The organism is Agarivorans sp. D1326, from assembly GCF_056958115.1.
The window spans coordinates 82,835-107,150 of record NZ_JBTWEN010000013.1 but is presented as its reverse complement, the minus strand read 5'-3'; the positions used below and the strand labels follow the sequence as shown (position 1 = coordinate 107,150).

Annotated in this window: 29 protein-coding genes; 18 read left to right on the top strand and 11 right to left on the bottom strand. The window is 43.6% G+C overall.

Going from position 1 to position 24,316, the window contains the following annotated elements; all coding sequences use genetic code 11:
* Positions 1-85 precede the first annotated feature (85 nt).
* Complete coding sequence (cysZ, locus tag ACYFDN_RS19790; RefSeq protein ID WP_483512427.1) at positions 86-847, top strand: sulfate transporter CysZ; 762 nt, start codon at positions 86-88, stop codon at positions 845-847.
* Positions 847-1,143, top strand: coding sequence for a hypothetical protein (locus ACYFDN_RS19785; RefSeq protein ID WP_483512426.1), 297 nt, complete (start codon positions 847-849; stop codon positions 1,141-1,143). Before cysZ ends, ACYFDN_RS19785 begins: the two co-directional genes overlap by 1 nt.
* On the opposite strand, the gene ACYFDN_RS19780 is transcribed toward ACYFDN_RS19785, so the two are convergent.
* Positions 1,140-2,615, bottom strand: a complete 1,476-nt coding sequence (locus tag ACYFDN_RS19780) for an HD-GYP domain-containing protein (RefSeq protein ID WP_483512425.1) — start codon at positions 2,613-2,615, stop codon at positions 1,140-1,142. The genes ACYFDN_RS19785 and ACYFDN_RS19780 overlap by 4 nt on opposite strands.
* Before the next feature lie 187 nt (positions 2,616-2,802).
* The gene (locus tag ACYFDN_RS19775) at positions 2,803-4,014 is read right to left on the bottom strand and encodes an alpha/beta fold hydrolase (RefSeq protein WP_483512424.1); all 1,212 of its coding nucleotides are present in this window, start codon (positions 4,012-4,014) and stop codon (positions 2,803-2,805) included.
* 334 nt (positions 4,015-4,348) lie between these two features.
* Between ACYFDN_RS19775 and cysK the strand changes: the two genes are divergently transcribed.
* The 9 genes from cysK to ACYFDN_RS19730 all read left to right on the top strand — a co-directional run bounded on the left by cysK (position 4,349) and on the right by ACYFDN_RS19730 (position 11,747).
* Positions 4,349-5,317: a cysteine synthase A gene (gene cysK / locus ACYFDN_RS19770; RefSeq protein ID WP_016403636.1), complete on the top strand. Its 969-nt coding sequence runs from the start codon at positions 4,349-4,351 to the stop codon at positions 5,315-5,317.
* Between the two features lie 413 nt (positions 5,318-5,730).
* The gene (locus ACYFDN_RS19765) at positions 5,731-5,988 is read left to right on the top strand and encodes an HPr family phosphocarrier protein (protein WP_016403637.1); all 258 of its coding nucleotides are present in this window, start codon (positions 5,731-5,733) and stop codon (positions 5,986-5,988) included.
* 51 nt (positions 5,989-6,039) lie between these two features.
* The gene (gene ptsI, locus ACYFDN_RS19760) at positions 6,040-7,767 is read left to right on the top strand and encodes a phosphoenolpyruvate-protein phosphotransferase PtsI (protein WP_483512423.1); all 1,728 of its coding nucleotides are present in this window, start codon (positions 6,040-6,042) and stop codon (positions 7,765-7,767) included.
* A 44-nt stretch (positions 7,768-7,811) separates the two neighbouring features.
* Positions 7,812-8,321 carry a PTS glucose transporter subunit IIA gene (crr, locus tag ACYFDN_RS19755; RefSeq protein WP_016403639.1) on the top strand — a complete coding sequence of 170 codons (510 nt, stop codon included), beginning with the start codon at positions 7,812-7,814 and terminating at the stop codon, positions 8,319-8,321.
* 319 nt (positions 8,322-8,640) lie between these two features.
* Positions 8,641-9,006, top strand: coding sequence for an ArsC family reductase (locus ACYFDN_RS19750; protein ID WP_152779656.1), 366 nt, complete (start codon positions 8,641-8,643; stop codon positions 9,004-9,006).
* Between the two features lie 4 nt (positions 9,007-9,010).
* Positions 9,011-10,153: a succinyl-diaminopimelate desuccinylase gene (dapE, locus tag ACYFDN_RS19745; protein WP_483512422.1), complete on the top strand. Its 1,143-nt coding sequence runs from the start codon at positions 9,011-9,013 to the stop codon at positions 10,151-10,153.
* The gene (locus tag ACYFDN_RS19740; protein WP_483512421.1) at positions 10,146-10,835 is read left to right on the top strand and encodes a M15 family metallopeptidase; all 690 of its coding nucleotides are present in this window, start codon (positions 10,146-10,148) and stop codon (positions 10,833-10,835) included. The genes dapE and ACYFDN_RS19740 overlap by 8 nt, the downstream gene beginning before the upstream one ends.
* Entirely contained in the window at positions 10,835-11,536 is a 702-nt protein-coding gene (locus tag ACYFDN_RS19735; protein WP_483512420.1) for a hypothetical protein, read from the top strand. Before ACYFDN_RS19740 ends, ACYFDN_RS19735 begins: the two co-directional genes overlap by 1 nt.
* Before the next feature lie 64 nt (positions 11,537-11,600).
* Positions 11,601-11,747, top strand: coding sequence for a DUF2897 family protein (locus ACYFDN_RS19730; RefSeq protein ID WP_483512419.1), 147 nt, complete (start codon positions 11,601-11,603; stop codon positions 11,745-11,747).
* Between the two features lie 30 nt (positions 11,748-11,777).
* Here ACYFDN_RS19730 and ACYFDN_RS19725 read toward each other — a convergent pair whose 3' ends face one another.
* Together ACYFDN_RS19725 and bamC are read right to left on the bottom strand one after the other, a co-directional pair.
* Positions 11,778-12,182: a hypothetical protein gene (locus tag ACYFDN_RS19725; RefSeq protein ID WP_483512418.1), complete on the bottom strand. Its 405-nt coding sequence runs from the start codon at positions 12,180-12,182 to the stop codon at positions 11,778-11,780.
* Positions 12,183-12,425: 243 nt separating this feature from the next.
* Positions 12,426-13,613: an outer membrane protein assembly factor BamC gene (gene bamC, locus ACYFDN_RS19720; protein ID WP_406609162.1), complete on the bottom strand. Its 1,188-nt coding sequence runs from the start codon at positions 13,611-13,613 to the stop codon at positions 12,426-12,428.
* 234 nt (positions 13,614-13,847) lie between these two features.
* Between bamC and ACYFDN_RS19715 the strand changes: the two genes are divergently transcribed.
* Positions 13,848-14,375 (top strand): glycine cleavage system transcriptional repressor, encoded by a 528-nt coding sequence (locus ACYFDN_RS19715; RefSeq protein WP_338621882.1) that lies wholly within the window; start codon positions 13,848-13,850, stop codon positions 14,373-14,375.
* A 24-nt stretch (positions 14,376-14,399) separates the two neighbouring features.
* Complete coding sequence (gene bcp / locus ACYFDN_RS19710; RefSeq protein WP_016403648.1) at positions 14,400-14,864, top strand: thioredoxin-dependent thiol peroxidase; 465 nt, start codon at positions 14,400-14,402, stop codon at positions 14,862-14,864.
* Here bcp and ACYFDN_RS19705 read toward each other — a convergent pair whose 3' ends face one another.
* Both ACYFDN_RS19705 and ACYFDN_RS19700 read right to left on the bottom strand, forming a co-directional pair.
* Positions 14,865-15,953, bottom strand: a complete 1,089-nt coding sequence (locus tag ACYFDN_RS19705) for an AI-2E family transporter (RefSeq protein WP_152779707.1) — start codon at positions 15,951-15,953, stop codon at positions 14,865-14,867.
* A 10-nt stretch (positions 15,954-15,963) separates the two neighbouring features.
* Entirely contained in the window at positions 15,964-16,191 is a 228-nt protein-coding gene (locus ACYFDN_RS19700; RefSeq protein ID WP_016403650.1) for a sulfurtransferase TusA family protein, read from the bottom strand.
* A gap of 129 nt (positions 16,192-16,320) precedes the next feature.
* Here ACYFDN_RS19700 and bepA point away from each other — a divergent pair, with 129 nt between their 5' ends.
* Genes bepA through ACYFDN_RS19685 form a run of 3 tightly spaced genes read left to right on the top strand, consistent with a single transcriptional unit; the run spans position 16,321 to position 18,518 of the window.
* The gene (bepA, locus tag ACYFDN_RS19695) at positions 16,321-17,760 is read left to right on the top strand and encodes a beta-barrel assembly-enhancing protease (RefSeq protein WP_016403651.1); all 1,440 of its coding nucleotides are present in this window, start codon (positions 16,321-16,323) and stop codon (positions 17,758-17,760) included.
* A 19-nt stretch (positions 17,761-17,779) separates the two neighbouring features.
* Entirely contained in the window at positions 17,780-18,130 is a 351-nt protein-coding gene (gene arsC / locus ACYFDN_RS19690) for an arsenate reductase (glutaredoxin) (RefSeq protein WP_483512417.1), read from the top strand.
* Positions 18,123-18,518, top strand: a complete 396-nt coding sequence (locus ACYFDN_RS19685) for a DUF2069 domain-containing protein (protein WP_483512416.1) — start codon at positions 18,123-18,125, stop codon at positions 18,516-18,518. The genes arsC and ACYFDN_RS19685 overlap by 8 nt, the downstream gene beginning before the upstream one ends.
* Here ACYFDN_RS19685 and hda read toward each other — a convergent pair.
* From hda to upp, 3 genes are all read right to left on the bottom strand, one after another.
* The gene (gene hda, locus ACYFDN_RS19680; RefSeq protein ID WP_016403654.1) at positions 18,515-19,219 is read right to left on the bottom strand and encodes a DnaA inactivator Hda; all 705 of its coding nucleotides are present in this window, start codon (positions 19,217-19,219) and stop codon (positions 18,515-18,517) included. The two genes, ACYFDN_RS19685 and hda, sit on opposite strands and share 4 nt — an antisense overlap.
* A gap of 70 nt (positions 19,220-19,289) precedes the next feature.
* On the bottom strand, positions 19,290-20,285 hold the full coding sequence (locus ACYFDN_RS19675) for a DUF2066 domain-containing protein (RefSeq protein ID WP_016403655.1): 996 nt from the start codon (positions 20,283-20,285) through the stop codon (positions 19,290-19,292).
* A gap of 38 nt (positions 20,286-20,323) precedes the next feature.
* Entirely contained in the window at positions 20,324-20,950 is a 627-nt protein-coding gene (gene upp / locus ACYFDN_RS19670; protein ID WP_016403656.1) for a uracil phosphoribosyltransferase, read from the bottom strand.
* A 173-nt stretch (positions 20,951-21,123) separates the two neighbouring features.
* Between upp and purM the strand changes: the two genes are divergently transcribed.
* A complete protein-coding gene (purM, locus tag ACYFDN_RS19665) occupies positions 21,124-22,164 on the top strand; it encodes a phosphoribosylformylglycinamidine cyclo-ligase (protein ID WP_483512415.1) in 1,041 nt (346 codons plus the stop codon).
* An 8-nt stretch (positions 22,165-22,172) separates the two neighbouring features.
* The gene (gene purN / locus ACYFDN_RS19660) at positions 22,173-22,814 is read left to right on the top strand and encodes a phosphoribosylglycinamide formyltransferase (protein WP_483512414.1); all 642 of its coding nucleotides are present in this window, start codon (positions 22,173-22,175) and stop codon (positions 22,812-22,814) included.
* A 65-nt stretch (positions 22,815-22,879) separates the two neighbouring features.
* Here the strand turns inward: purN and ACYFDN_RS19655 are convergent, their stop codons facing one another.
* Positions 22,880-23,644, bottom strand: coding sequence for a class II glutamine amidotransferase (locus ACYFDN_RS19655; protein WP_152779717.1), 765 nt, complete (start codon positions 23,642-23,644; stop codon positions 22,880-22,882).
* Positions 23,645-23,681: 37 nt separating this feature from the next.
* Positions 23,682-24,257, bottom strand: a complete 576-nt coding sequence (lpcA, locus tag ACYFDN_RS19650) for a D-sedoheptulose 7-phosphate isomerase (protein WP_152779719.1) — start codon at positions 24,255-24,257, stop codon at positions 23,682-23,684.
* Between the last annotated feature and the right edge of the window lie 59 nt (positions 24,258-24,316).

Genomic DNA, 24,316 nt, shown 5'->3' with positions numbered 1-24,316 from the left:
TTGTTGCTATTGTTAAGCAAGACTTTACCAGAGCTATCAACGCTTTGTAATATATGAGTCCATAAACAAACGAGGGATCACAACAATGACGCAGCATTCGCTTGCTTCTCGCAGCGGAATTTCTTACATCGCCCAGGGTTTTAGCTTAATTACTCAACCTGGTCTTCGGCTTTTTGTGATGATTCCTCTAATCGCTAACATCTTGTTATTTGGTGCGGCATTCTTCTTTTTATACCAACAGTTAGGCACTTGGGTTCAGCAAATTATTGATTACCTACCAAGCTGGTTAGATTGGCTAAGCTGGTTAATTTGGCCAACGGCGATAATCGCTATTCTGATGGTGTTTGGTTTTACCTTTAGCATTATTGGAAATTGGATTGCAGCGCCTTTTAACGGCTTATTAGCCGAAAAAGTAGAAATGCACCTTAGCGGTAAAAAAGTCGATGACATGTCGATAGGCGAACTCATCAAAGATTTACCACGCATTTTCTCTCGCGAACTGCAAAAGCTGTGGTACTGGCTACCCAAAGCTTTGGGCTTATTACTGCTGTTTTTAATCCCTGCCATTGGCCAAACTATTGCGCCTGTACTGTGGTTTTTATTCTGTGCTTGGATGATGTGCATTCAGTACATTGATTACCCTTTTGACAATCATCGCATTCCATTTGCTACTATGCGCGATCAACTTAAGCAAGATCGCATTCGCAACAGTGGCTTTGGGGCGATCGTTTTATTTTTTAGTACCGTACCCCTACTAAACTTAATTATCATGCCGGTAGCGGTATGTGGTGCCACAGCAATTTGGGTCGATAGTTATCGAGACAAGCTGGTCGAGGAGAAGCAGTAATGAAAACCAAACATCTATTGTCGGGCTTAGTACTAAGTGTCAGCTTACTGAGTGCGGGCTCTGTGATGGCAGCAGCCAGTACACTACAAAAGATAAACTACGGCGAAGCCCAGGAAATGAACTTAACCAAAGTGGCCCAAAAAACCTTTTTGAGCAACTTAGATTTAGACATAGCCGAAAAAGAAGCTGTGGAATGGGCCAGTACCCAAAACGCCAGCCACTACTCGGTTTATACCGTAGAGCGCAGCCCGAAAAGAGATCGCTACCGCGTATCCATTGTGGTTTACAGCAACTAAGCTGCACACTCTGGTTTATCACTGTATTGAGCAGCAATCTCGACAAATTGCTGCTCACATCGGCAAAATGCCTCAACCACGGCAGGGTCAAAATGCGAGCCCTTCCCTTCTAAAATAATCTGCTTAGCTTTGTCGTGAGAAAAAGCAGGTTTGTATACCCGCTTAGAAATGAGCGCATCATAAACATCTGCCAAGGCCATTAAGCGCGCGCTTAAGGGAATCTCACTCCCAGCTAACCCTTCGGGATAGCCACTTCCATCCCATTTCTCGTGATGAGATAAAGCGATTTCTTTAGCGTATTGCAGGAAGGCCGCATCCTCACTGCCAAACTGGCGTTCAGCTTCGGCTAAGGCATCGGCTCCTATTTCAGGATGCTGGCGCATGATCTGCCACTGCTCGTCATCAAGTTGACCGGGCTTAAGTAAAATAGCGTCGGGGATCCCCACTTTCCCTATGTCATGTAAGGGGGCTGACTTATAGATTAAATCAATAATCTGAGGACTTAATAAATTGCTAAAACCTTGCTCATTTTGCAGCGCCTCAGCCAAGGCTTTAACGTAGTACTGGGTACGTAGAATATGCGCGCCGGTTTCATTGTCACGGGTTTCTGCTAGTGTCGCCAAACTGTGAATGGCGATATCTCGCGTTTGCTGAAGCGACAAAGTACTACGCTGCAAGCTAGCAATCATGGAGTTAGTGCGCTGTGCTATCAAGCCAAATTCATCACTACTACTAATGGTGACCTGAGTATCTAATTGGCCGGCTTGTACCTTAGCCAAGCTATGATTTTCGTTTTCTAGCAAACGCTTTAGGTTGCGTGAGTAACTGCTTATTACTCTTAGCACGTAGGCCAATACCACCAGCAATACAAAGCTTAGTTCGATAACAATATAACGCTGAGCCACTTCAATCGGGTAGAGATCTGAACCAACATTTACCAACCAATCTAAATCCTTATTAATCACCAAAAAGATAACACCTGCTAGCACGAAAGCGCTGGCCGCTGCGAAGGCTGAAAACTTTTGACTAACAGAATAAGGTTGCGGCTTAATCTGTAAGTGTTGGCCAGCACTCTCTAAGTCTTGAGCAATTTGCCATTCCTTAAACAAGGCTAAATCTGCCGCGACATAAAAGCCCAAAGCAGCCAAACCTAAAATAACCTTTAAGTTTGACTCCCAAGGTGGCTCAAACATCATTAAATTATAACTAACGATGCTTAAGGCCATGATTAAAAACTGTGAAAAATCGAGAGTGAACTGGGCGCTTACTTGCTGTTCCTTTGACTTCCTTTCTATTGCCAAACAGGCAAAGCGCCTCGCCAACAAGGTGACAAGAAAGCTAATAATGATAGGGAGTAATAATTGAAGAGGCGTTTGAGCTTCCAAAAATGGGCAAACTTGAACGCCATAAATAGAAAACAACACCATGGCAATTAGCCAGTGCTTACTTGCTAAACGCGCAACTTTTTCCATTAGGCTCTCCCGTTGTTAAGGCTCAGTTTGTTAGTAATTTTAAACTGCTAAACAATAATCAATGAAACTGAAATAAGTAAAGTCATCAAAGTGGTATTAGTGATGTGCGTTAAACTCAATGTGCAAGCCACAAAATTAATAGCAAGCCACTAGACATTAATTTTACCTAGCGATAGCAAATTGTAAGCTACTTGGGTTGCTGTATACAAAAGCCCTGTTCATTCTCAAAAAAGTTAGGTGTATCGGAATAAATAAACTCTAAGGCTTCGCTATAAAACCGGCTTAGCCAAAGCGCTTCCATATTAGCTAAAGCAGAACTGAGTACGTCAGTAGCGCCTGCGTCTGCCAATACGATGTTGTCATATTTTGATATGAAGGAGTGCGGCACAATCTCACCGTCATACAAACAGTAACCTAAAGCTTGCTCTCCAATTAAGCTGTTTAAGCGTTCCGCCAGTGTTTGAATAGCCAGTGGGTCTGCACCACTATCATTTTCAACTGCCACCAATTGAACTTGCACAGCAAGACTCTCAGCTTGCTGATAAGCTACTAGGGTTTCTCGACCAAAACTGTCTACCGCAAACAAATTGCTTATTTTAAAATTACATATCCCAGCTCGGCCAGCGGCTCGTTCATCTTCACAGGCAGGGCCCCAGCTATAATCCAATTGGGGAATAAAGGTGCTAAGTTTTAGAAGTGCTAATAAGGATTGCGCCACCCCGGTGCGAAATTGCTCCAGTAACTGAGCAAACTGTTGCCAGATCTGCTCTAGTTGCTCGGAATTATCAGTTTCAGCATTGAGCAAATCCAGTAAGTCGAGCTCTTCTTGTGGGCTAAGCGGTGCTAGCTGCGGCCCCGGTTCTGTAGAGTAAGTCATTGGAATTGCCAAAAAAGGAGCCATTAGCAAAGCTTTATCAAAGGTCTGTTCTCCGCGTATTGCAACTGCAGCCGCCACAGCTCCGCCAACACTTAGACCTGCAATGATTTTTGAAGGCCCCGGAGACAGCTGCCCTAGCAATACCAATTGGTCAGCAAAATCTGAATACACTTGGGCATTATTGGCTAAACCGCTAGCTTCCAACAGCAAATCTTGTTGTTCTGCCTCAAGACCATGGCCAGGAAGAGCTGGCAACACAACATGATAACCGGCAGCCGCCAACTGCAAGCCCCAATCAAAAAATTGTTGGTTACATGCGGTAAAGCCGTGCACGATAATTATGGTGCCTTTTAAGGCTTGCTGAGGATTCGCTTCAATTACCTGAGGGATACATGCAGCTTGTAATGAGAATTCCGCAGGAGGCTCACTGGCCTCAACGACAGTTTGCCACTGGGCAACAAATTCTGGCTCAAAGTTATTTAATAAATCTGAACTTTGTTCGACATCCTTGCACGCCAGCAATGCGAAAACCAGCAGCATAAAAAAGACAATTTTTGAGCTATATCGCAATACACAATCGCACATAAACATAGCGTCCTCGCTACTAGTGACCAAAGGATTAGTTAATCAACTTTAGCTTAGTTGAAGTAAACCTTGTTGTAGCAATGCTTCTTCACAAATTTCCAACAACACTACGCCTAATGGCATATCAATTTATCTCTTAATTACATAACGTTATAAATAAACGTTACTTCCCCTTACCAAATAGCGCGTTATGCTAGTAACACAGTAATGCTGCTAAGTGCCAATAACCACTGATTGTAGCACGCCTATTAACCTTAAAAAGGACGTTTCAATGAGTAAGATTTACGAAGACAATTCCCTGACTATCGGTCGCACTCCGCTAGTTCGCCTTAACCGCGTAAGCAAAGGTAACGTACTGGCTAAAGTAGAAAGCCGTAACCCAAGCTTCAGTGTTAAATGTCGTATTGGTGCAAACTTAGTATGGGATGCAGAAAAGAAAGGCTTATTGGGTCCAGGTAAAGAAATCATTGAACCTACCAGTGGTAATACCGGTATTGCTTTAGCATTTGTTGCAGCATCTCGCGGTTACCCTATCACCCTTACCATGCCAAATACCATGAGCTTAGAGCGTCGTAAATTGCTTAAAGCATTGGGTGCTAACTTAGTGCTAACTGAAGGCGCTAAAGGCATGAAAGGCGCTATCGGTAAAGCTGAAGAAATTCGTGATGGCAACCCAGAGAAATACGTATTACTAGGTCAATTTGATAACCCAGCTAACCCAGAAATTCACGAGAAAACAACTGGCCCAGAGATTTGGGAAGATACAGACGGTGAAATTGATGTGTTTGTAGCGGGTGTGGGTACCGGTGGTACAATTACAGGTGTTAGCCGTTACATTAAACTGGAACAAGGCAAAAGCATCACTTCTGTTGCAGTAGAGCCAGTTGATTCTCCAGTTATTGCTCAAGCTAAAGCGGGTGAAGATCTAACTCCTGGTCCACACAAAATCCAAGGTATTGGTGCAGGCTTCATCCCTGGCAACCTAGATTTAGAAATGGTTGACGCGGTTGAGCAAGTAACTAACGAAGACGCTATAGCTATGGCTCAACGTTTAATGGAAGAAGAAGGTATTTTAGCGGGTATCTCTTCAGGCGCCGCTGTTGTAGCTGCGAACCGTATCGCTGAAAAGCCAGAATTTGCAGATAAAACGATTGTTGTGATACTGCCAAGCTCAGGTGAGCGTTACTTATCAAGTGCTTTATTTGCTAACATTTTCACTGAACAAGAAAACGTTCAATAAGTAAATTTAAGCAAGTAATCAATAAGCAACCTGTGAAGGTTGCTTTTTTTTGCGACAAAGACTTTATTTCCAAAGGAAATTAACCATTAAGACTTGTGCAACAAAACTGCAAAAACTATACTCCAAACCGCTAAATAATGCGCTTCACAATGTATCACTTTGTAACAAAAGGTATCAAAATTGACACATTGTTCACTTCGATAAATTAGTATTATTTATTAAATTACATAGAGTTACACACAAAACCCCTATGTAATATTAAGTAACACTGTACAACTAAATAGGAAAATTTGACGTAGATTAAACTTTACCAAAGGCTTTTACGTTATTTTTTTCTCGAAAACGTTTTACTAATAAGCGTCTAAGCTTATATCAAGCTATAGGCGACATAATTTAACTTGAGGAATGATTGTATGTTTGAGAAAAGTGTTGTTATCACCGCCGAAAATGGTCTTCATACTCGCCCAGCGGCACAATTTGTAAAAGAAGCAAAAGCATTTTCTAGCGATATCACTGTTGAGAGCAATGGCAAATCTGCCAGTGCCAAAAGCCTTTTTAAACTGCAAACTCTTGGCCTAACTAAAGGCACTAGTGTGGTAATTCGCGCTGAAGGCGAAGACGAAACTGCTGCAGTAGAAAAACTAGTTGCGTTAATGGATGAACTTGAATAAGTCAGCATTTTTATAAGTCCGTTAATCAGTTCAACTAAATAGGTGTAGGTTATGATTTCAGGTATTCTGGCATCTCCAGGAATTTCAATTGGTAAAGCACTGCTACTTGCGGAACAAGAAGTAGTGATTAACCAAACAAATATCGACGCAGCGCAGGTAGAAAGCGAAGTACAACGCTTTTTCGATGGACGTAATAAAACTTCTGCACAGCTCGAAGAAATTAAAATAATGGCAGGTAAAACCTTCGGTGAAGAGAAAGAAGCTATCTTCGAAGGACATATCATGCTGTTAGAAGATGAAGAGCTTGAAGAGGAAATTCTAGCCTGCATCAAAGATAACTTGCTTAGCGCCGACAATGCAGCTCATACCATTATCGAGCAAAACGCGCAGATGCTAGCCGAGTTAGACGACCCTTACCTAAAAGAACGCGCAACGGACTTTCGCGACATAGGTTCTCGTTTAGTTAAAAACATTCTAGGCATCGAGATTGTTTCTTTAAGTACCATTACTGAAGAAGTAATTTTAGTCGCCAACGATTTAACCCCTTCAGAAACAGCTCAAATTAACTTAGATAAAGTACTAGGTTTTGTTACTGATATCGGCGGTCGTACTTCTCACACTTCTATTATGGCTCGCTCTTTAGAGCTACCAGCTGTTGTTGGTACCAACGACGTAACCCAACAGGTTAAAAATGGCGATATCATTGCGTTAGATGCACTAAACAATGAAGTTGTTATTAACCCAAGCGATGAGCAACTAGCCACTTATAAACAGCGCCAACAAAGCTACATCGAAGAAAAAGCTGAACTTGCCAAGTTAAAAGACCTACCTGCGGTTTCTTTAGATGGCCATCAAATTGAAGTATGTGCCAACATTGGCACCATTAAAGATGTAGATGGCGCTCATCGCAACGGCTCAGAAGGTGTTGGTTTATACCGTACCGAGTTTTTGTTCATGGATCGTGACTCACTACCTAGCGAAGACGAGCAGTTCGAAGCCTACAAAGCTGTAGTAGAAGCGATGCAAGGCCACCCAGTGATTATCCGCACTATGGATATCGGTGGCGATAAAGACCTACCTTACTTAGATTTGCCAAAAGAGATGAACCCATTCTTGGGTTGGCGTGCAATTCGTATCTTCTTCGACCGCGAAGAAATTATGAATGCTCAACTTCGTGCGCTATTACGTGCGTCTGCTTTTGGTAAAGTGCGCATCATGTTCCCGATGATTGTTTCGGTTGAAGAGATTCGCAAGTTAAATGGTGTGTTAGATTCACTAAAAGCCGAATTACGTGCTGAAGACATCGCCTTTGATGAAGAAGTTGAAGTTGGCGTAATGGTAGAAACACCTGCAGCGGCGGCTATTGCTCACCATTTAATTAAAGAAGTAGACTTCTTTAGTATTGGAACCAACGACTTAACTCAGTACACTCTAGCAGTAGATCGTGGCAACGAGCTTATTTCTTCACTCTATAACCCAATGTCACCCGCTGTCCTTACTTTAATCAAGCAAGTTATTGATGCTTCACATGCTGAAGGTAAGTGGACAGGTATGTGTGGTGAGTTGGCTGGTGATGAAACTGCTACCTTGTTATTGATGGGAATGGGCTTAGATGAATTTTCAATGAGTGCTATTTCTATACCAAGGATCAAAAAACTGATCCGTAATTCAAACTATGCTGATGTGAAGAAATTAGCCGATCAAGCTTTAGCGTTACCAACAGCCGCTGAAATTGAAACGTTAGTTGACACTTTTGTTAAACAAAATTCCGTCTGTTAAGATAGTTACAACTGCACAATACATAAGAATTTAGGAGCGCCATAATGGGTCTATTCGACAAATTCAAGAAAATGGTTTCAGATGATAGTTCAAGCAAAGGCGGGATCGATATTATCGCCCCACTATCAGGTGAAATCGTTCCTATTGAAGAAGTGCCTGATGTAGTATTTGCTGAGAAAATCGTGGGCGATGGTATCGCGATTAAGCCAAGCGGTAACAAAATGGTAGCGCCATGTGACGGTACCATTGGTAAGATTTTTGAAACTAACCACGCGTTTTCACTAGAATCTACCGACGGCGTAGAACTGTTTGTTCACTTCGGTATTGATACCGTTGAGCTAAAAGGTGAAGGTTTCACTCGTATCGCGGCTGAAGGCCAAGAAGTGAAACAAGGTGATGTGATTATTGAGTTTGATCTAGCCGTGCTAGAAGAAAAAGCAAAATCAACGCTAACGCCCGTGGTTATCTCTAACATGGACGAGATTAAAGAATTAGTGAAAAAATCAGGTTCTGTAACCATTAGCGAAACGCCGGTACTAACCATTATTAAATAAATTGGGCTTTTGCCTAAGTGATTAAACCACGCTACTTAGCGTGGTTTTTTTTGCCTTAAATTCACTCAAAGCCTTAATACCAATCACACTAAGTAAGTGATCAGAAATAACGCAGGAAAAATACTCGAGAATAAGGCAGGATTTTTCGATAAGTAGTTATTCTACAGTCAAAAATTCTAACGCAGTTATCGAGTATTTTAACCAGATAAAATGAACAGTTACATAGTACGATTGGTATAAATCCCTTACCAGCTAAATTGGTCGATGAGCTTTGCCTTCAGCTCTGGTATTCTTAGCCAAAATAAAAAAGGGAACATACATGTCTGCAACAAACATAGTAATGTTCGGGATCCCCAACTGCGACACTATTAAAAAAGCCCGCCGTTGGTTAAACGAACACAACATTGAATTTAGCTTCCACGACTATCGTAAAGATGGTGTTAGTGTTGAACAAATTAGCCATTGGTGTGAACAGCTGGGTTGGGAAGCCGTTTTGAACAAACGTGGAACCACCTATCGCCAGCTAAGCGACCAACAAAAAGCTGACCTAAATAAAGATACAGCCATTCAACTGCTGGCCGAGCACCCAGCAATGATTAAGCGCCCATTACTTCAAGTTGACCAGTCTTTCACGCTTGGTTTTAAAGCCGACCAATACCAACAACTCTTTTCTCCGGAAGCATAAATCCATGTCAGATAGCCCCGTTTTACACTTAGCAAAAGATCTTATCAGCCGTCCGTCGGTGACCCCAGAAGACTGCGATTGCCAAAAACTAATGGCCGACCGACTAACTGCTGTTGGTTTTAACATTGAAAAAATGGTATTTGAAGACACCACCAATATGTGGGCGCGTAAAGGTGATACCGGCCCACTGTTTTGTTTTGCTGGACATACCGATGTAGTACCTCCTGGGCCTGCAGAAAAATGGCATACCCCACCCTTTGAGCCCACTGTTATTGATGGCATTCTACATGGGCGCGGAGCGGCTGACATGAAAGGCTCTTTAGCTGCCATGGTCGTAGCTACTGAGCGATTTTTGGCTGATTACCCTAATCACAAAGGTTCTATCTCGTACTTAATCACCTCTGATGAAGAAGGTCCTTTTATTAATGGTACAACCCGCGTGGTCGATACCTTAATGGCACGTAACGAACTGATTGATATGTGCTTGGTGGGTGAGCCATCCTCTACTCATCACGTGGGTGATGTAGTTAAAAATGGTCGCCGCGGCTCATTAACTGGAGATTTAACAGTAAAAGGTGTGCAAGGCCATGTGGCTTACCCCCACCTAGCTAAAAACCCTATTCATGATGCAGCACCAGCTCTTGCAGAACTTGCGGCAATGCATTGGGATAACGGTAATCAATTCTTCCCACCAACAAGCTTTCAAATTGCCAATATTCACGCTGGTACAGGTGCTTCGAATGTGATTCCTGGTGAGTTAGATGTTCAGTTTAACTTCCGCTACTCAACTGAGCTAACCGATAGCGAGATTGTAAAACGGGTACACAATATCTTTGATAGCCACGGTTTGGATTACCAGTTAGATTGGACCTACAATGGCCAACCATTTTTAACTGAGGAAGGCGACTTCTTGTCTGCGGTGAGCAACGCGGTCAGCAAGGTAACCAAGAAAGCTCCTGAGTTACTCACTACTGGAGGCACGTCTGACGGTCGCTTTATTGCAAAAATGGGGACACAGGTGGTCGAGCTTGGCCCAGTTAACGCTACTATTCATAAAGTGAATGAGTGCGTTAAAGTGGCAGATTTAGAACAGTTAACAGATATGTACTACGAGCTGTTAGTAAACGTTCTTGGCGGCGATGAGTAAACTTGCCAACTCTCTAGCCCTTTATGGGCTAGACAAGAGCGAACTAATTGATGACACCGAGCTTGCTTGGGTTCATCGCTCAGTTTTATCTGATCTCAAAAAGCTTATCAAAGCGGCTGCGCAGGCTGGGTTTAACCTAAGCATTTTTAGTGGTTATCGGGATTTTCACCGCCAACTGGCGATCTGGAATAACAAATGGAATGGTCTGCGTCCAATTCTTGATGCCAATAGTCGGCCACTGGATATCTCAAGCCTAAGCGATGAGCACAAGCTGCATGCTATTTTGCGTTGGTCTGCTTTACCTGGCACCAGCCGCCATCATTGGGGCACCGATTTTGATTTTTACGACCCCAAACTACTACCATCAGGAACTCGTTTAGAACTCATCCCCCAAGAGTATGCTGAGCAAGGTTGCCAGCACGCCTTATCGCTATGGTTAAATGAATATGCTCAAGATTTTGGTTTTTTCTACCCTTATCAGCGCTTTAAGGGCGGCGTAGAGTTTGAACCATGGCACTTGAGCCACCTAGCCACCAGCCAAACAATGATGAGCAAACTCGACGCTAGCCAAACCCTAGAACACTTAAGAAATAACCAGGTAGCAGGCTTCGCTTGTATTGAACAGCACATCGAACAAATTTTTAGCCAATACGTTACCAATATCTGTTTACCGGAGACCTAATGCCAAGCTTGTATGCCACCTTGTTTGTTAGCCTTGTTAGTTGTTCTGCACTGGCCTTTCTTGTATTGATGCTGGTTCTACATAAGGGAGAGTTATGCCCTGGGCAAACAGGCAGAATTCAACGCCAATTAAGCACACTTGTTAGCTTTATAACCTTGGCAGGTTTAAGTGGATTTGAAAGCCAACAAGCGACTTGGTTAGTAGGCTTGGTCTTCGCCAGTGCCTTAATCGGTTGGGTGCTTACTTTCAAAATCAACAAGCTTAAGCACAAACGCAGCCTAAATATTAACCTTTGGTGGTTAATGGGTATGCCACTGTTAATAGCCGCTACGGTTGTTTTGCTGCAACATAGTATTGGGATCTTTAGCTTTATTGCTTGTGCGGCGGCCATTGCTCACTGGCTAATGGTTAAGGCTAAACACCGCTTAACAAGCTTTGATAAACTGCTGCCATTTGCTGGGCTTGCTGCGGCAATGTGTAGCCTTGTGGCAGTGTGTATTTATCTCGTTTTGAACCAAGCTCTCTTGGACCAAGCCGATACAGTTAAGCACTTTGTAGTAATGAGCAGCTTGTTATTGCTAGCGACTCTGTTGTGGTTATTCCCGCAACTAAAGAAAACAGCCCCACCTGCCCCTTTGTTATTGGCCGTGGCGTTTATCAGCTTTATTTCTAGCCTTAAGCTTCAAGCACTCAACGTTTAACAAGCTAAACTAGCTTTGGCACAGCTAGTTTGAATGCCCACATAGCAGGATTTGGAGACTTACCATGGCCATCGGATACGTTATTCTTATCATTGCTCTGGTACTGGGGTTTATCCTTGGCAATTTGATGCTGCTCAGGCACATGGACCGATTTAGCATCAAGACAAAATTGCCTAAATCAAAAAAGTCGGGTGACTCAGAGCAACGTTAAATCGCCCATTAATAGTAAACTCCCCAAGCTTTACTGCTGCTGTTCCTTTTGCTTTTCTAAAGCCTGCAAATAAACATCTCTAGCCTTGAGTGAACCAGCTTGCTCGGCATCTTCTACAAGCTTTAAGGCCTGTTGTTCATTTCCGTTCGCGATAGACTGTCGAATTAGCTGCCCAAACATTGCGTCTACCTCTGGATCAATGACCGGCGTTGTCGTTTCGCTTGTCGCCTCATTTGCGCCAATAGTATCTACGCTAGAGTTACTTGCTTCCCCAGCAACAGTGAGAGCAGTTGTTTCTGTAGAATTAGCGCCTACACTTTCCACACTAGAATGACTGGGTTCAACTGCTGTAGAGCTATTTTCAGCTGTATCCACATTTTGGCTACTGCATGCACTTAGAACGAATACAGCACCAATAATTAGTATAAATCTCATAACATCTTCCTTTTAGTCTATCAGTTACTTATTTAATACGAATACAAGCCAAAATAAGTTTAGCTAAGAGAGAGTAGATAAGCCCACTTTAAGCTGGGGAAGAACTCTCAACTAAAAACAAATGGCTTTTCACACTGTAATAGTCAATTGCCTATAGGGCAAAGATGCAAGAAAAAACATAAAAGGCTAATAAAAAAGGCCTCTTAAAGAGGCCTTATAAATCTAGCTTAATGCGAGCGAGTATTATCGAGACAAGCTATCGCTTGTATCTAAGCCCATCTTCATCAGAATGGCTAAGTACGGATACAGCGCTTTTACTTCACTAGGCTTAAGCACAACACCTTCATTATCACTTAAGGTAATTTGAGTAACATTGCCATTTGAGCCCACCGTAAAGATGTAGTCTTTTTCTTCAAACTCCATGGTGCTTAAGCCATAGTTTTCAAGAACTTGCTCAGGTGGACGCTCGTAGGTTAAGTACAGGCTGCCAGAGTTAGCAATGTAATCAGTAATAGTGAAACCCGCTAGAGGTAATACTAAACGCAAACGCTTCATGGTTTTTTCCATGTTAGCACGCGCCTTGTAGTAAGCAGCACCGCTGTCGTTTACTAACACTAAGTTAACCGTCTCATCGTAAAGTTGCTCTTTCTCGGCTTCACTCATGGCCGCCAAACGCGCTTCTTCACGTTGCGCCGCAAGCTGCTGCTCTAGCTCTTCACGTCGGTCACTTATGTAACCAATTAAGCGATTAAGCTCTACCACTGCAAGGCGCTGCTTGTCGAACTCATCTAAATCGATCGCTAAGTCTCCACCATCGCGATAAATCTCACCGTCGATAAAGCTTACTTTTAGACCTGCGGTTCGACCATGAGGTTTAACATCTAGCTGATAGGTAAATTTTTGGCGTTGCTCCATTACCGTGTCGCTGGAGAAAAACCACCAACTACCTTCTACTGTTTCGGCATCAACTAACCAATTTGATTCGATTATAGCTTGCTGGTCATCACGGCGAGCGATAGAAGAGTTACGATAGGCAATATAGTCACTAATGGTTTGCATCATCGTAGCAGTAGTTTCGGTAGCGGTTTGGGCTTGTAGAATATCAAACCAAAAAATCAGACCGTCTTCGGTATTTTCGATACGGCTTCCCGCAATGAGCGGTATAATTTGCACAGGTGCGCGAACATCTACCGCCGACCCGACTAAAACTTCCTCTTTAGCTTGCGGTGTTGGAATAACAAATTCACTACTTTGCTCAGGTGGTGTTATCCCTTCTGGGATCACTAAAGGCTCTACTTGAGTAGCTTCTAAATACTCAAAGCCTCGCTCAGCCTGACGGTGTTTCTCACCGCTACTAGAGCATGCTGCCAGAGTCGCTACTAGGCTGCCAAAAAACACGACTTTCATCGTTGGAAAAGAAACTAGTTGCATATCCCACTACATCTACAAACAAAAATATTTACTGGTAAGCGATTTCGTCATACGAAAACAATCCAGAGTAAGGGCGCTATACTACTTAGCCACTTTCATAAACACAAGGCGAAAACATTCAGGGCTTGATACAAACTCACCTTTTACTTTCTGCTAAATTTATATGCGCTAGAATTCCCAGCTTTAAGCAAGTATCCTGACACACTAAATCTAGCTAAATATGTAAAACGGAATATGAGTCAACATCTTGTGGTCACCGCTGTTGGCAGTAATCGGCCAGGCATCGTCAATCAATTAACTCAACTGGTTTCTAGCTGCGGCTGTAACATTGTAGATAGCCGAATGGCACTCTTTGGTTCTGAGTTTACCTTAATCATGCTAGTGGCCGGTACTCATAATGCCATTATTCAAATCGAGACTCGATTACCCGCAACCGCGCAAGAATTACAACTATTAACGGTAATGAAAAAAACCTCGCGCCACGAATTGATCGATTACTCACATGCCGCCGTTTTGCAATTGACTTTGCCTGATGCAACTGGGGTGATTAGCAAAGTGACTCAATTTATCAGCGACCATCAAATGAATATGGTGAGTTTAAAATCGAATCTGTTCACCAAGAATAATATTGAGATGTTACACGCTGAATTTGACGTGAAGCTTAACCAAACCCATCAACCAGAACAAATTGAACAGGCGTTTGCACAACTATGCCAAGAGTTAGGCAGCGAGCAGTTCGATTTACAAATTTTGTCAAATTAAGTACCACTATAAAGGACACCTTTAATGAACACATTGACGGCCGGAGCTGCTGCTCCGCAATTTGATTTGCCAAACCAAGATGAAAAACGCATTAAACTTAGCGACTACGCAGGTAAAAAAGTATTGGTGTATTTTTACCCAAAAGCCTTAACACCGGGCTGTACTACCCAAGCTTGTGGCTTGCGTGACAGCATTGAACAGCTCAAAGATGCAAACACTGTAGTATTTGGGGTAAGCCCAGATCCAGTAAAACGCCTACCTAAATTTATAGAAAAACATCAGCTTAACTTTGATTTACTGTCTGACGAAGATCATGCAGTTGCCGACCAATTTGGAGTTTGGGGTTTAAAGAAGTTTATGGGTAAAGAATATGATGGTATTCACCGCATTAGCTTTTTGATCGACGAGCAAGGCCAAATTGAGCATGTGTTTAACAAGTTTAAAACTAAAGAGCACCACCAAGTAGTGCTCGATTACTTAAACCAATAACTATTCAGCAGAGGTTGAGGGCTCGCTGTCCTCAACCTTTTCTATATGGTGCGGCCAGGCATTCATTACCGCTTTCACCAAAGTGGCTAGTGGGATTGCAAAGAATACTCCCCAGAATCCCCACAAACCTCCAAACACCAACACCGCGACAATAATTGCCAAGGGGTGAAGGTTAACCGCTTCTGAGAACAAAATGGGCACCAATACGTTGCCATCAATCACCTGTATTATGCCGTAAGCCAGGATAAGGTAACCAAATTGAGGGCTTAACCCCCACTGGAATAGGCCAACCATAGCAACCGGTAGGGTTACTGCAAAGGCACCAATGAAGGGAATAAGTACCGACAAACCCACTAACACGCCAAGTAATGCCGAGTAACGCAGATCCATAATTGCGAACACAATATAACTAGCACCGCCCACGAGCAGTATTTCAATCGCTTTGCCGCGAATATAATTAATCACTTGGCCATTCATTTCTGACCATACTTGAGTTAACAAACGACGATCGTTAGGCAAAAAGCGCGACACGCTATTTAATAACACTTGTTTATCACTAAGCATGAAGAAAACCATCAAAGGCACTAACACGCTATACACCAACACCGTGGCTAAGTTAATAATTGACGAAAGTGAAGACTGCAACAATTGCTCTCCCACGCCCATTAAGCGAGTTCGAACATTGTCTACCACACTTTCTACTAAGGCACCGTCGATAAACTCCGGGTATTGTTGTGGCAGGGACTCAAGCCATTGCTGAGTGCTATTGAGCATCACCGGGTATTCACTGAGTAAGTTCATCCCCTGCCCCCACACGGTGGGCAAAATGCGTAACACAGTAAATGTGGCAATCAGGAAAAATATGAGTAGCACTAAGGCGCTAGCAAAGCCCCGGCGAAACCCATGATTGGCTAAAAAGCTCACTGGCCAATCCAACAAGTAAGCAAGTACTAAAGCAATAAGTAATGGTGCGAGTAAATTGCCAAAGAAATACAGCAGCACAAAACCAATAACCAACACAAGAGCCATAGCCACCGCTTCCGGATCAGAAAACATGCGGCGGTACCAATTTGATAAGACTTTAAACATAGTTACAGCTTTAATCCTTTAGCGGGTGGACAGTTATGGTGACGCAAAAACCACGGGCGCCTTGCTCTATACTTACGCCATGCCCTAATCGGCGAAAGTACTTGGGGATATCACTACGTGATCCGCTGTCCCCTAACAGCAACTGAATTTGATCACCTACTTTAGCTTGTTTTAGCCAAAGCTTACTTTCCAATAATGGGTAAGGACAGTTGTGTTTTTGTAAATCGAGGCAAAGCATTTGTAATAATTACCATAAAATAACCATGACATTATTACAGGCTATTGATCAGGACTCAATTTATAGCTTTTGAATAACAAACAAAATCGGGGTATTCTCGCGATACAAATGGAAAGTTATCGGATTTCAATGACGCGTTTCGCACATTTTGTTTTAGCAGGCCTGCTGTTTGGCTACGCCCCTCTTATGTCTGCCAATAATCAATTACCTGAAATAGGTACCGCCGGTGCGTCGGCTTTATCCATCGACAAAGAAATTATATACGGTAATGCCTATATGCGAATTATTCGCGCTAGTAGCCGTATGACCAATGACCCAGTGTTATCTGAATATGTCACCGAGCTTGGCAACCACCTGGTTGCCAAAGCTGATTTAGTGCGTACTCCCTTTAACTTTTTTTTAGTGACCGATAATGAAATTAATGCTGCGGCGTTTCTCGGTGGCTACGTAAAAATTCATACTGGCTTATTTTTATACGCCGATACAGAAAGTGAATTCGCTTCTGTAATTGCTCACGAAATTGCTCACGTTACTCAACGTCATATTGCTCGAAGCATTGAAAACCAAGCGGCAGCACAAAACCTGTCTATGGCAGGTATGCTAGGTTCTTTGTTGCTAGGCATCGCCAACCCGGTTGCAGGTATCGCAGCGTTACAAGCTACCATGGCGGCAGGTGTGCAAAACTCAATTAACTACACCCGTGCCAACGAATTTGAAGCAGACCGAATTGGCCTTCGCACCTTGGCCAATGCTGGTTATGACCCAATAGGAATGGGTAACTTTTTTGGCAAACTGTCCGAGAAATACCGTTACGCTAGCAAACCTCCACAAATGCTAATCACTCACCCATTGCCTGAAACGCGGGTTAGTGAAGCGCGCGCTCGGGCAAATCAATACCCTAATCGTTACGTTGCGCCTTCCCTTTCGTTCCAGTTTGCCAAATCACGGATTATTGTGCGTCATGGCACCCTTTCTCCTTCCGAAGCTTTAGAGCACTACAACCGAGTAATCAAGCGCAAAGAATACCGGATTGAAGATGCAGCCCTCTATGGTAAAGCCTTAGCACTGTTTGGTATGGGTAAATACAAAGAGTCGAAAACAATCGTTGATGGTCTTGCCACACGCCATCCCGACAACCTTTTTGTAATCGATACCCAAACTGACATCGATTTAGCAATGAAAAACTACCAACCTGCAATTAAACGTTTGCAAGTGGCGCAGACTCGCTACCCCAATAACCAAGTAATTGTGCTCAACTTGGCTCACGCATTTAGCGAAAATGGCCAATTTGAAGAAGGTGCCAAACTGCTTGATCGTTACCTACGCGAGCGCCCCAACGACGCTCTGGCCTGGGGAGAACTTAGCCGCAGCCAACGACGCCTCAAAAATATGGCTGCTAGCCATACTGCGCGAGCCGAGTACCTTTCATTGCATTCGGATTATCGCCGCGCCATTGACGAACTACATAGCGCCTACAACCTAACAGAAAACAATCTTGAGCAAGCGCGCATCCAAGCTAGAATTGAACAATTTAAAGCTGCTGAGCAAGAGCTCGAGTCGCTCAACTAGATGTATACAAGGAATAAGCATGTCTACTATTAAGATCCTTCATAATCCGCGCTGCTCTAAAAGTCGCCAAACCTTGCAGCTTCTTCAAGAAAAAGGCATCGAGCCAGAGATCGTGCTTTATCTAGAAACTCCGCCAAGCGAAGCGGATATCAGCAAGATGCTCGACATGATGCAACTTGAGCCTCGCCAGTTAATGCGCACTAAAGAGGCGCTCTACAAAGAATTGAATTTAGGCGATGCGTCGCTCACTCCTGCTCAACTGGTAGCCGCTATGCACGCAAACCCTAAACTGATTGAGCGCCCAATTGTGATTAATCAAGATAAAGCACGCATTGGCCGACCACCAGAGCAGGTGTTAGAGATTGTCTAAGCTAAGCACATCTCAACTATTGCTAATTGCCAAGAGTAGTTACTTGGCGCTTCTTGCTTGGGTGCTGTTATGGCATTTATGGCTATCACCACCGGTTGATATTAGCTTAGGTTTAATGTTGACCTTTTGGGTTGTGCCATTGCTGTTCCCGCTAAAAGGCATTTTGGCCGGTAAACCTTATACCTATGCTTGGAGTTGTTTTGTGCTGCTGTTATACGTGCTTCACAGCACCACACTGTTAGTAGTATCCGACACCGAACGCTGGTTAGCGGCAGTAGAGCTAGTATTAGTACTCAATGCGTTTTGGTTTGGATTGCAGTACGCGAAGTTTCGCGGTAAAGAGCTGGGGATAGGCTTAAAAAAGCTAAAAGATAAATCTAAAGACTAAAGCTCTAAGATCTCTTTAACAAAGGGTACGGTTAGCTTACGTTGAGCAGTGATTGAGGCTTGGTCGAGCAGATCAAGCTTGTTCAACAAAGTAGGCATATCACGAGATAATCGTTTCAATAAAAATCTGGCAACTTCTAACGGCATTTTCAAACCACGTAGTTCCGCGCGTAATTGCAAAGCACTTAGCTTTTGCTCATCATCTAGCTCGTGCAACTTATAGGTAACGCCCCAATTTAAGCGAGACTGTAAGTCAGCCAAGGCAAAAGACAACTGAGGAGCTGGCGCATTGGCGGTAACAATTAAACGGGTGGTAGACGCTAATTCTTTACGGCGATTATAAAAATCAAAAATCGCCTCTTCCCAAGCCGAAATGCCCACAATCGCATCAATGTTGTCCAAACAAACTAAGGCCATGCTCTCAAGACCCTCGAGCATTTTAGGAGACATTGCTGCGTGCATTTCTAGCGGTAAGTAAGCACTTGCCGCGCCCACATCAGCCATTTCGGTGCAGCTGGCATGCAACAAATGGGTTCTACCCGATCCCTCACTGCCCCATAAATAAAGCATCCTCTCGCCTTTATCTAAAGCAAGATTGCGCAGTGCACTTAGTAACTGTTGATTGTCGCCCGGGTAAAAACTTACCAAGGTTTCATCGTCAGGTAGCAGTACAGGAAGTGATAATTGCGGGGAAAAACTCAAAGTGATAAATCAAAGCTGATACAAGTCTAGAGGCATTGTACCAGCTCGTTATTAAGATGAAAAATTTTTGCTACTGGTAATAGTAGTACTTTGTTCGCGTTTCATCCGCTTGCAGGCGCGGAGCGATATCAAGTGAAGATTTAAGGTCTTCCCAAGGGCTAAGCAGTTGCACCTCAAAAGTAAAGGTATCTTGTTTTACATTGTGTAAGGTCACTCTTGCCACACTAGGTTGCTGGTTAAGAAAGCGCTCCAACTCAACATATTTGTTCATGCTGGTTATGTTAGCAAAACTAACTAACATCGCTTCATCAGCATTCTCACCTAGTATCACGCCATAACGCTCGGCCAAACTAGCACTTACCGCACTCATAGCGGCTGCGCTAACGTCTGCTAGTGGCGCTTGTACTTGGCCGCTATCAAGTTGAACCTGGCTTGCACTGTCTAACAATCGCCATTGGATCTGCCAATTTTGACCTTGTGGATATTGGCGAAAGCTCAGGATAAGTGGCACAGAGTAACGCTCACTAGCTGCATACAATGGGCCATCAAAACCGCCCCATACATCATTTACACTTACCGCCATGCTATCTTCTAAATCCATAACAGGGAGACGAACAGGCAAGCCTAGTAGCTGCGCCTGTTGGCGGCCAGCCTCTAACCAATCTTGTTGAGCACTATCGGCTAACAATTCTCGATTAAAATTCTGCTCGTTGGCATACCACAATACGATGTCTGGACGTTGCTTTCCCCATAAACGCAATTGAGCTTGCATCAACAGTTGATTTACTTTTGCTTCGTTAAACAGCACCGAAATCGCATCGTCGCGATAAGCAAACTGTTGAATATACGGGTTAATATTGGCTCTTGCTTTAGCGACTAACGGGTTTGCATTGCTAGCTTGCTCCCCAGTTAAGCGCAGTACCAATAACTCAAAAGCTTGTTGCTGATCTTGTTGGGTATCGCCAGTGGCTTGTGCTTCAACTCGGTAAAGTTCCTCTTGCAGAGAGGCTTGAACCGGCAACATCACAACTGCCAAACTAAGTACCAACAACCACTTTCTAATCACTGCGCTCTCCTAGAGATTCAATTAACTATTTTTGCGTACTATTTAGTACCAAAAATCTTATCGCCGGCATCACCCAAACCAGGAAGGATGTAACCTTGCTCATTTAGCTTTTCATCAATTGACGCAGTATACAAGACCAAATCGGGGTGTGCAGCCTCCAAAGCTTTTAAACCTTCGGGAGCAGCAACTAATACTAATACTACAATGTCTTTACAGCCTTGCTCTTTAAGTAGGTCGATGGTGGCAATCATTGAGCCACCAGTAGCTAGCATAGGGTCTACCACAAGAGCCAAACGCTCATCAATTTGGCTCACTAGCTTGTGAAAGTATGGAACCGGCTCTAGAGTCTCTTCATCACGATAAATCCCCACCACGCTGGTTTTTGCTGAAGGCATATGCTCTAACACACCGTCCATCATGCCAAGGCCCGCGCGCAAAATAGGCACAACCGTAGCCTTTTTACCTTTAATTTGTTCAACCTTTACTGGGCCATTCCAACCGGCAATAGTCACTTCTTCAATTTCTAAGTTGGCTGTCGCTTCGTAGGTAAGTAATGCAGATACTTCACGTGCTAATTCGCGAAAGCGCTTTGTGCTAATGTCTGCTTCGCGCATTAGGCCAATTTTATGACGAACTAAAGGATGCTTTACTTCAACAACTTTCATCTCTATTCCTTTGATTTACCGAATTGTGAGCCGCTAGTTTAAATCAGGCTCAATGGAGATATGTTAGCAAATATCAACAAAATGTCTTAGTTATCGTTTATTACTGTTACCGGACAGCTAACACTGCTAAAATATCGCGAAATTTTTTTCCATGTTCGTTGCAAGGTAATCCCGTGACCAAACAAAACACCCCTCTGAGTTATAAAGATGCTGGCGTTGATATCGAAGCTGGTAATGCATTAGTAGAACGTATCAAAAGTGTTAGTAAACGTACCCAGCGCCCAGAAGTAATGGGTGGACTAGGAGGCTTTGGTGCATTGTGTCAATTGCCAACTGGTTACAAAGAGCCTGTATTAGTTGCTGGCACCGATGGTGTAGGTACTAAATTACGCTTAGCGTTAGATTTGGAAAAACACGACACTGTTGGTATCGACTTGGTAGCAATGTGTGTAAACGACCTTATTGTACAAGGTGCTGAACCGCTATTTTTCTTGGACTACTACGCAACTGGTAAGCTTGAAGTTGATACTGCAGCAGACGTAGTTAAAGGGATTGGTCAAGGTTGTGAGCAATCTGGCTGTGCCTTAATTGGTGGTGAAACTGCAGAAATGCCTGGCATGTACCATGGCGACGACTACGACATCGCAGGTTTCTGTGTGGGTGTTGTTGAAAAGTCAGAAATTATCGACGGCACTAAAGTAGCAAGCGGTGACGCTTTAATCGCTTTAGCATCAAGTGGCCCTCACTCAAACGGTTACTCGCTAATTCGCAAGATCCTAGAGGTATCTAATGCCGATCCCAAACAAGTTTTAGGTGATAGCACGCTAGGTGAAACCCTATTAACCCCAACAAAAATCTACGTTAAGTCTGTATTAGCCTTGCTTAAGCAATGTGAAGTACATGCTTTATCGCATATCACTGGTGGTGGTTTCTGGGAGAACATTCCTCGCGTATTGCCAGCTGGCGCAAAAGCTGTGGTTGATGAAAATAGCTGGCAATGGCCAGAAGTATTCAACTGGTTGCAAGAGAACGGCAACGTGGCTCGTGAAGAAATGTACCGCACCTTCAACTGTGGTGTAGGCATGGTTATCGCTCTGCCAGAAGCTGAAGTAGATACTGCTCTAGCCTTACTAGCAGAACACGGCGAAACAGCTTGGAAAATTGGCCACATTGAAGATGTAGCTGAAGGCGAAGGCCAAGTAGAATTTAAATAGGGTAAATAATGGCACGCAACATTGTTGTATTGATTTCAGGTTCAGGGACTAACCTGCAAGCCATTATTGATGCCTGTAAAGAGGGGCATATCAACGCCTCTATTTCTGCTGTAGTAAGCAACAAGGCCGACGCTTATGGCCTTGAGCGCGCTAAGCAGGCAGCCATTAACACGGTAGTTGTAAACCCTAAAGAGTATAGCGATCGCGAAAGCTATGACATGGCCTTGGCCGAGGTGATTGAGCAGCATAATGCTGACTTAATAGTGATGGCTGGCTTCATGCGTATTCTTAGCCAAGCATTTGTGGAACGTTTTAGCGGCAAGATGCTAAACATTCACCCCTCTTTGCTACCCAAGTACCAAGGTTTAAATACCCATCAGCGCGCCATTGATGCCCGAGACCAAGAACACGGTTGCAGCATTCACTTCGTCACACCCGAGTTAGACGGAGGCCCAGTAATTTTACAGGCCAAAGTTCCCGTATTTAGCGATGATGATGCCGAAACACTAGCAGCAAGGGTACAAGTGCAAGAACATGCCATATACCCATTGGTCGTTAATTGGTTTGTTGAAGGACGCTTGAGCATGGAAAATGACAGCGCCCTACTCGACGGCAATGTACTCCCAAGTAGCGGCTACGCTAACTCATAAAAAAGCGCCTAAAGGCGCTTTTTTTCTATTTGTTTTAGCTTAAAGCTTAGTTAGCTTAAAAAGCTTTATTGCACTTCACCGTCTTTAAACAATACATAAGCGCCGCTAGCAATTTTTTGCCATTGTTCATTATTGGTTAAAGGCTGAGTTGCAATCATTGTCACTACATCATTTGGCGTAGTTTCTTTATAAAAGTCGATAGTAACATCGGCATCGGCCAGCTGAGCCTCCCCGAAAGGAGCACGGCGAGTAATCCAATGTAAATTTGTTGAACAATAAGCCATCACAAACTCGCCATTGCTCAGCAGCATATTAAATACGCCTTTTGCACGCAGCTGATCGGCTAGGCTCGCCACAAATTTAAACATAGCTTTCATGTTAGCGGGTTTACGTGGGTACTTAATACGCAGCTGTTCGAGGATCCAACAAAAAGCACGCTCGCTATCGGTTGCGCCAATTGGCCTAAAGAAGCCAGTATCAAGCTGCTTGTATCCTTTTAGTTGCCCATTGTGAGCATAGGTCCAGTTTTGTCCCCATAACTCACGGGTAAAAGGATGGGTGTTCTCTAGAGAGACACACCCGCGGTTAGCTTGGCGAATATGTCCTACTACTGCCTGGCTTTTAATCGGAAAAGCCTGAACCAACTCTGCAATTTTAGACTTACAACTTGGTGCGGGGTCTTTAAAACTGCGACAGCCCTTACCTTCATAAAAAGTAATACCCCAGCCGTCTACATGCGGTCCAGTAACGCCGCCGCGCTGAACCAAGCCGGTAAAGGAAAAGCAAATATCGGTAGGAACATTAGCACTCATTCCTAGTAACTCACACATACAACTACTCGCTACTTACATTACGGAAATAATAGGCTTACTCAGCCATGTATTTCTCGATTAACTGAATCAAAATATGAATCACTTTAATGTGGATTTCTTGAATGCGGTCAGCAAAACCAAAGTGCGGAACTCTAATCTCTACATCCGCTTGGCCAGCCATTTTGCCACCATCTTTGCCAGACAAAATAATCACTTTCATGCCTTTGGCTTTAGCCGCTTCTATCGCCTTGATGATATTACCTGAGTTACCACTAGTACTAATGCCAAAGAGAACATCACCAGCTTGACCTAAACCTTCAATATAGCGCGAGAATACATACTCGTAGCCATAATCATTGCTCACGCAAGATAAGTGGCTAGGATCAGAGATAGCAATCGCAGGGTAAGCAGGGCGGTTTTCACGATAGCGGCCGGTTAACTCTTCGGCAAAATGCATGGCATCACAATGAGAACCACCATTACCACAAGATAATACTTTGCCTTGTTGCTTAAAGCTGTCGGCTAACAAACGAGCCGCTTGTTCAATCGCATCAATGTTTTTCTCATCGGCAATAAAAGCATTTAGAACAGTTACTGCTTCTTGTAACTCTTCAACTATCAAATTTTTCATCTAGGTTCCCTTATCTGGGCAAGGCTTATTAGCTGCACACTATAACTTTTTTTTTTAGT

What these genes read in the sequence shown, in the direction of transcription:
- cysZ (WP_483512427.1), top strand. Translation starts at nt 86, where the DNA reads ATGACGCAGCATTCGCTTGCTTCTCGCAGCGGAATTTCTTACATCGCC.
- ACYFDN_RS19785 (WP_483512426.1), top strand. Translation starts at nt 847, where the DNA reads ATGAAAACCAAACATCTATTGTCGGGCTTAGTACTAAGTGTCAGCTTA.
- ACYFDN_RS19780 (WP_483512425.1), bottom strand. Translation starts at nt 2,615, where the DNA reads ATGGAAAAAGTTGCGCGTTTAGCAAGTAAGCACTGGCTAATTGCCATG.
- cysK (WP_016403636.1), top strand. Translation starts at nt 4,349, where the DNA reads ATGAGTAAGATTTACGAAGACAATTCCCTGACTATCGGTCGCACTCCG.
- ACYFDN_RS19765 (WP_016403637.1), top strand. Translation starts at nt 5,731, where the DNA reads ATGTTTGAGAAAAGTGTTGTTATCACCGCCGAAAATGGTCTTCATACT.
- ptsI (WP_483512423.1), top strand. Translation starts at nt 6,040, where the DNA reads ATGATTTCAGGTATTCTGGCATCTCCAGGAATTTCAATTGGTAAAGCA.
- crr (WP_016403639.1), top strand. Translation starts at nt 7,812, where the DNA reads ATGGGTCTATTCGACAAATTCAAGAAAATGGTTTCAGATGATAGTTCA.
- ACYFDN_RS19750 (WP_152779656.1), top strand. Translation starts at nt 8,641, where the DNA reads ATGTCTGCAACAAACATAGTAATGTTCGGGATCCCCAACTGCGACACT.
- dapE (WP_483512422.1), top strand. Translation starts at nt 9,011, where the DNA reads ATGTCAGATAGCCCCGTTTTACACTTAGCAAAAGATCTTATCAGCCGT.
- ACYFDN_RS19740 (WP_483512421.1), top strand. Translation starts at nt 10,146, where the DNA reads ATGAGTAAACTTGCCAACTCTCTAGCCCTTTATGGGCTAGACAAGAGC.
- ACYFDN_RS19735 (WP_483512420.1), top strand. Translation starts at nt 10,835, where the DNA reads ATGCCAAGCTTGTATGCCACCTTGTTTGTTAGCCTTGTTAGTTGTTCT.
- ACYFDN_RS19730 (WP_483512419.1), top strand. Translation starts at nt 11,601, where the DNA reads ATGGCCATCGGATACGTTATTCTTATCATTGCTCTGGTACTGGGGTTT.
- ACYFDN_RS19725 (WP_483512418.1), bottom strand. Translation starts at nt 12,182, where the DNA reads ATGAGATTTATACTAATTATTGGTGCTGTATTCGTTCTAAGTGCATGC.
- bamC (WP_406609162.1), bottom strand. Translation starts at nt 13,613, where the DNA reads ATGCAACTAGTTTCTTTTCCAACGATGAAAGTCGTGTTTTTTGGCAGC.
- ACYFDN_RS19715 (WP_338621882.1), top strand. Translation starts at nt 13,848, where the DNA reads ATGAGTCAACATCTTGTGGTCACCGCTGTTGGCAGTAATCGGCCAGGC.
- bcp (WP_016403648.1), top strand. Translation starts at nt 14,400, where the DNA reads ATGAACACATTGACGGCCGGAGCTGCTGCTCCGCAATTTGATTTGCCA.
- ACYFDN_RS19705 (WP_152779707.1), bottom strand. Translation starts at nt 15,953, where the DNA reads ATGTTTAAAGTCTTATCAAATTGGTACCGCCGCATGTTTTCTGATCCG.
- ACYFDN_RS19700 (WP_016403650.1), bottom strand. Translation starts at nt 16,191, where the DNA reads ATGCTTTGCCTCGATTTACAAAAACACAACTGTCCTTACCCATTATTG.
- bepA (WP_016403651.1), top strand. Translation starts at nt 16,321, where the DNA reads ATGACGCGTTTCGCACATTTTGTTTTAGCAGGCCTGCTGTTTGGCTAC.
- arsC (WP_483512417.1), top strand. Translation starts at nt 17,780, where the DNA reads ATGTCTACTATTAAGATCCTTCATAATCCGCGCTGCTCTAAAAGTCGC.
- upp (WP_016403656.1), bottom strand. Translation starts at nt 20,950, where the DNA reads ATGAAAGTTGTTGAAGTAAAGCATCCTTTAGTTCGTCATAAAATTGGC.
- purN (WP_483512414.1), top strand. Translation starts at nt 22,173, where the DNA reads ATGGCACGCAACATTGTTGTATTGATTTCAGGTTCAGGGACTAACCTG.
- ACYFDN_RS19655 (WP_152779717.1), bottom strand. Translation starts at nt 23,644, where the DNA reads ATGTGTGAGTTACTAGGAATGAGTGCTAATGTTCCTACCGATATTTGC.
- lpcA (WP_152779719.1), bottom strand. Translation starts at nt 24,257, where the DNA reads ATGAAAAATTTGATAGTTGAAGAGTTACAAGAAGCAGTAACTGTTCTA.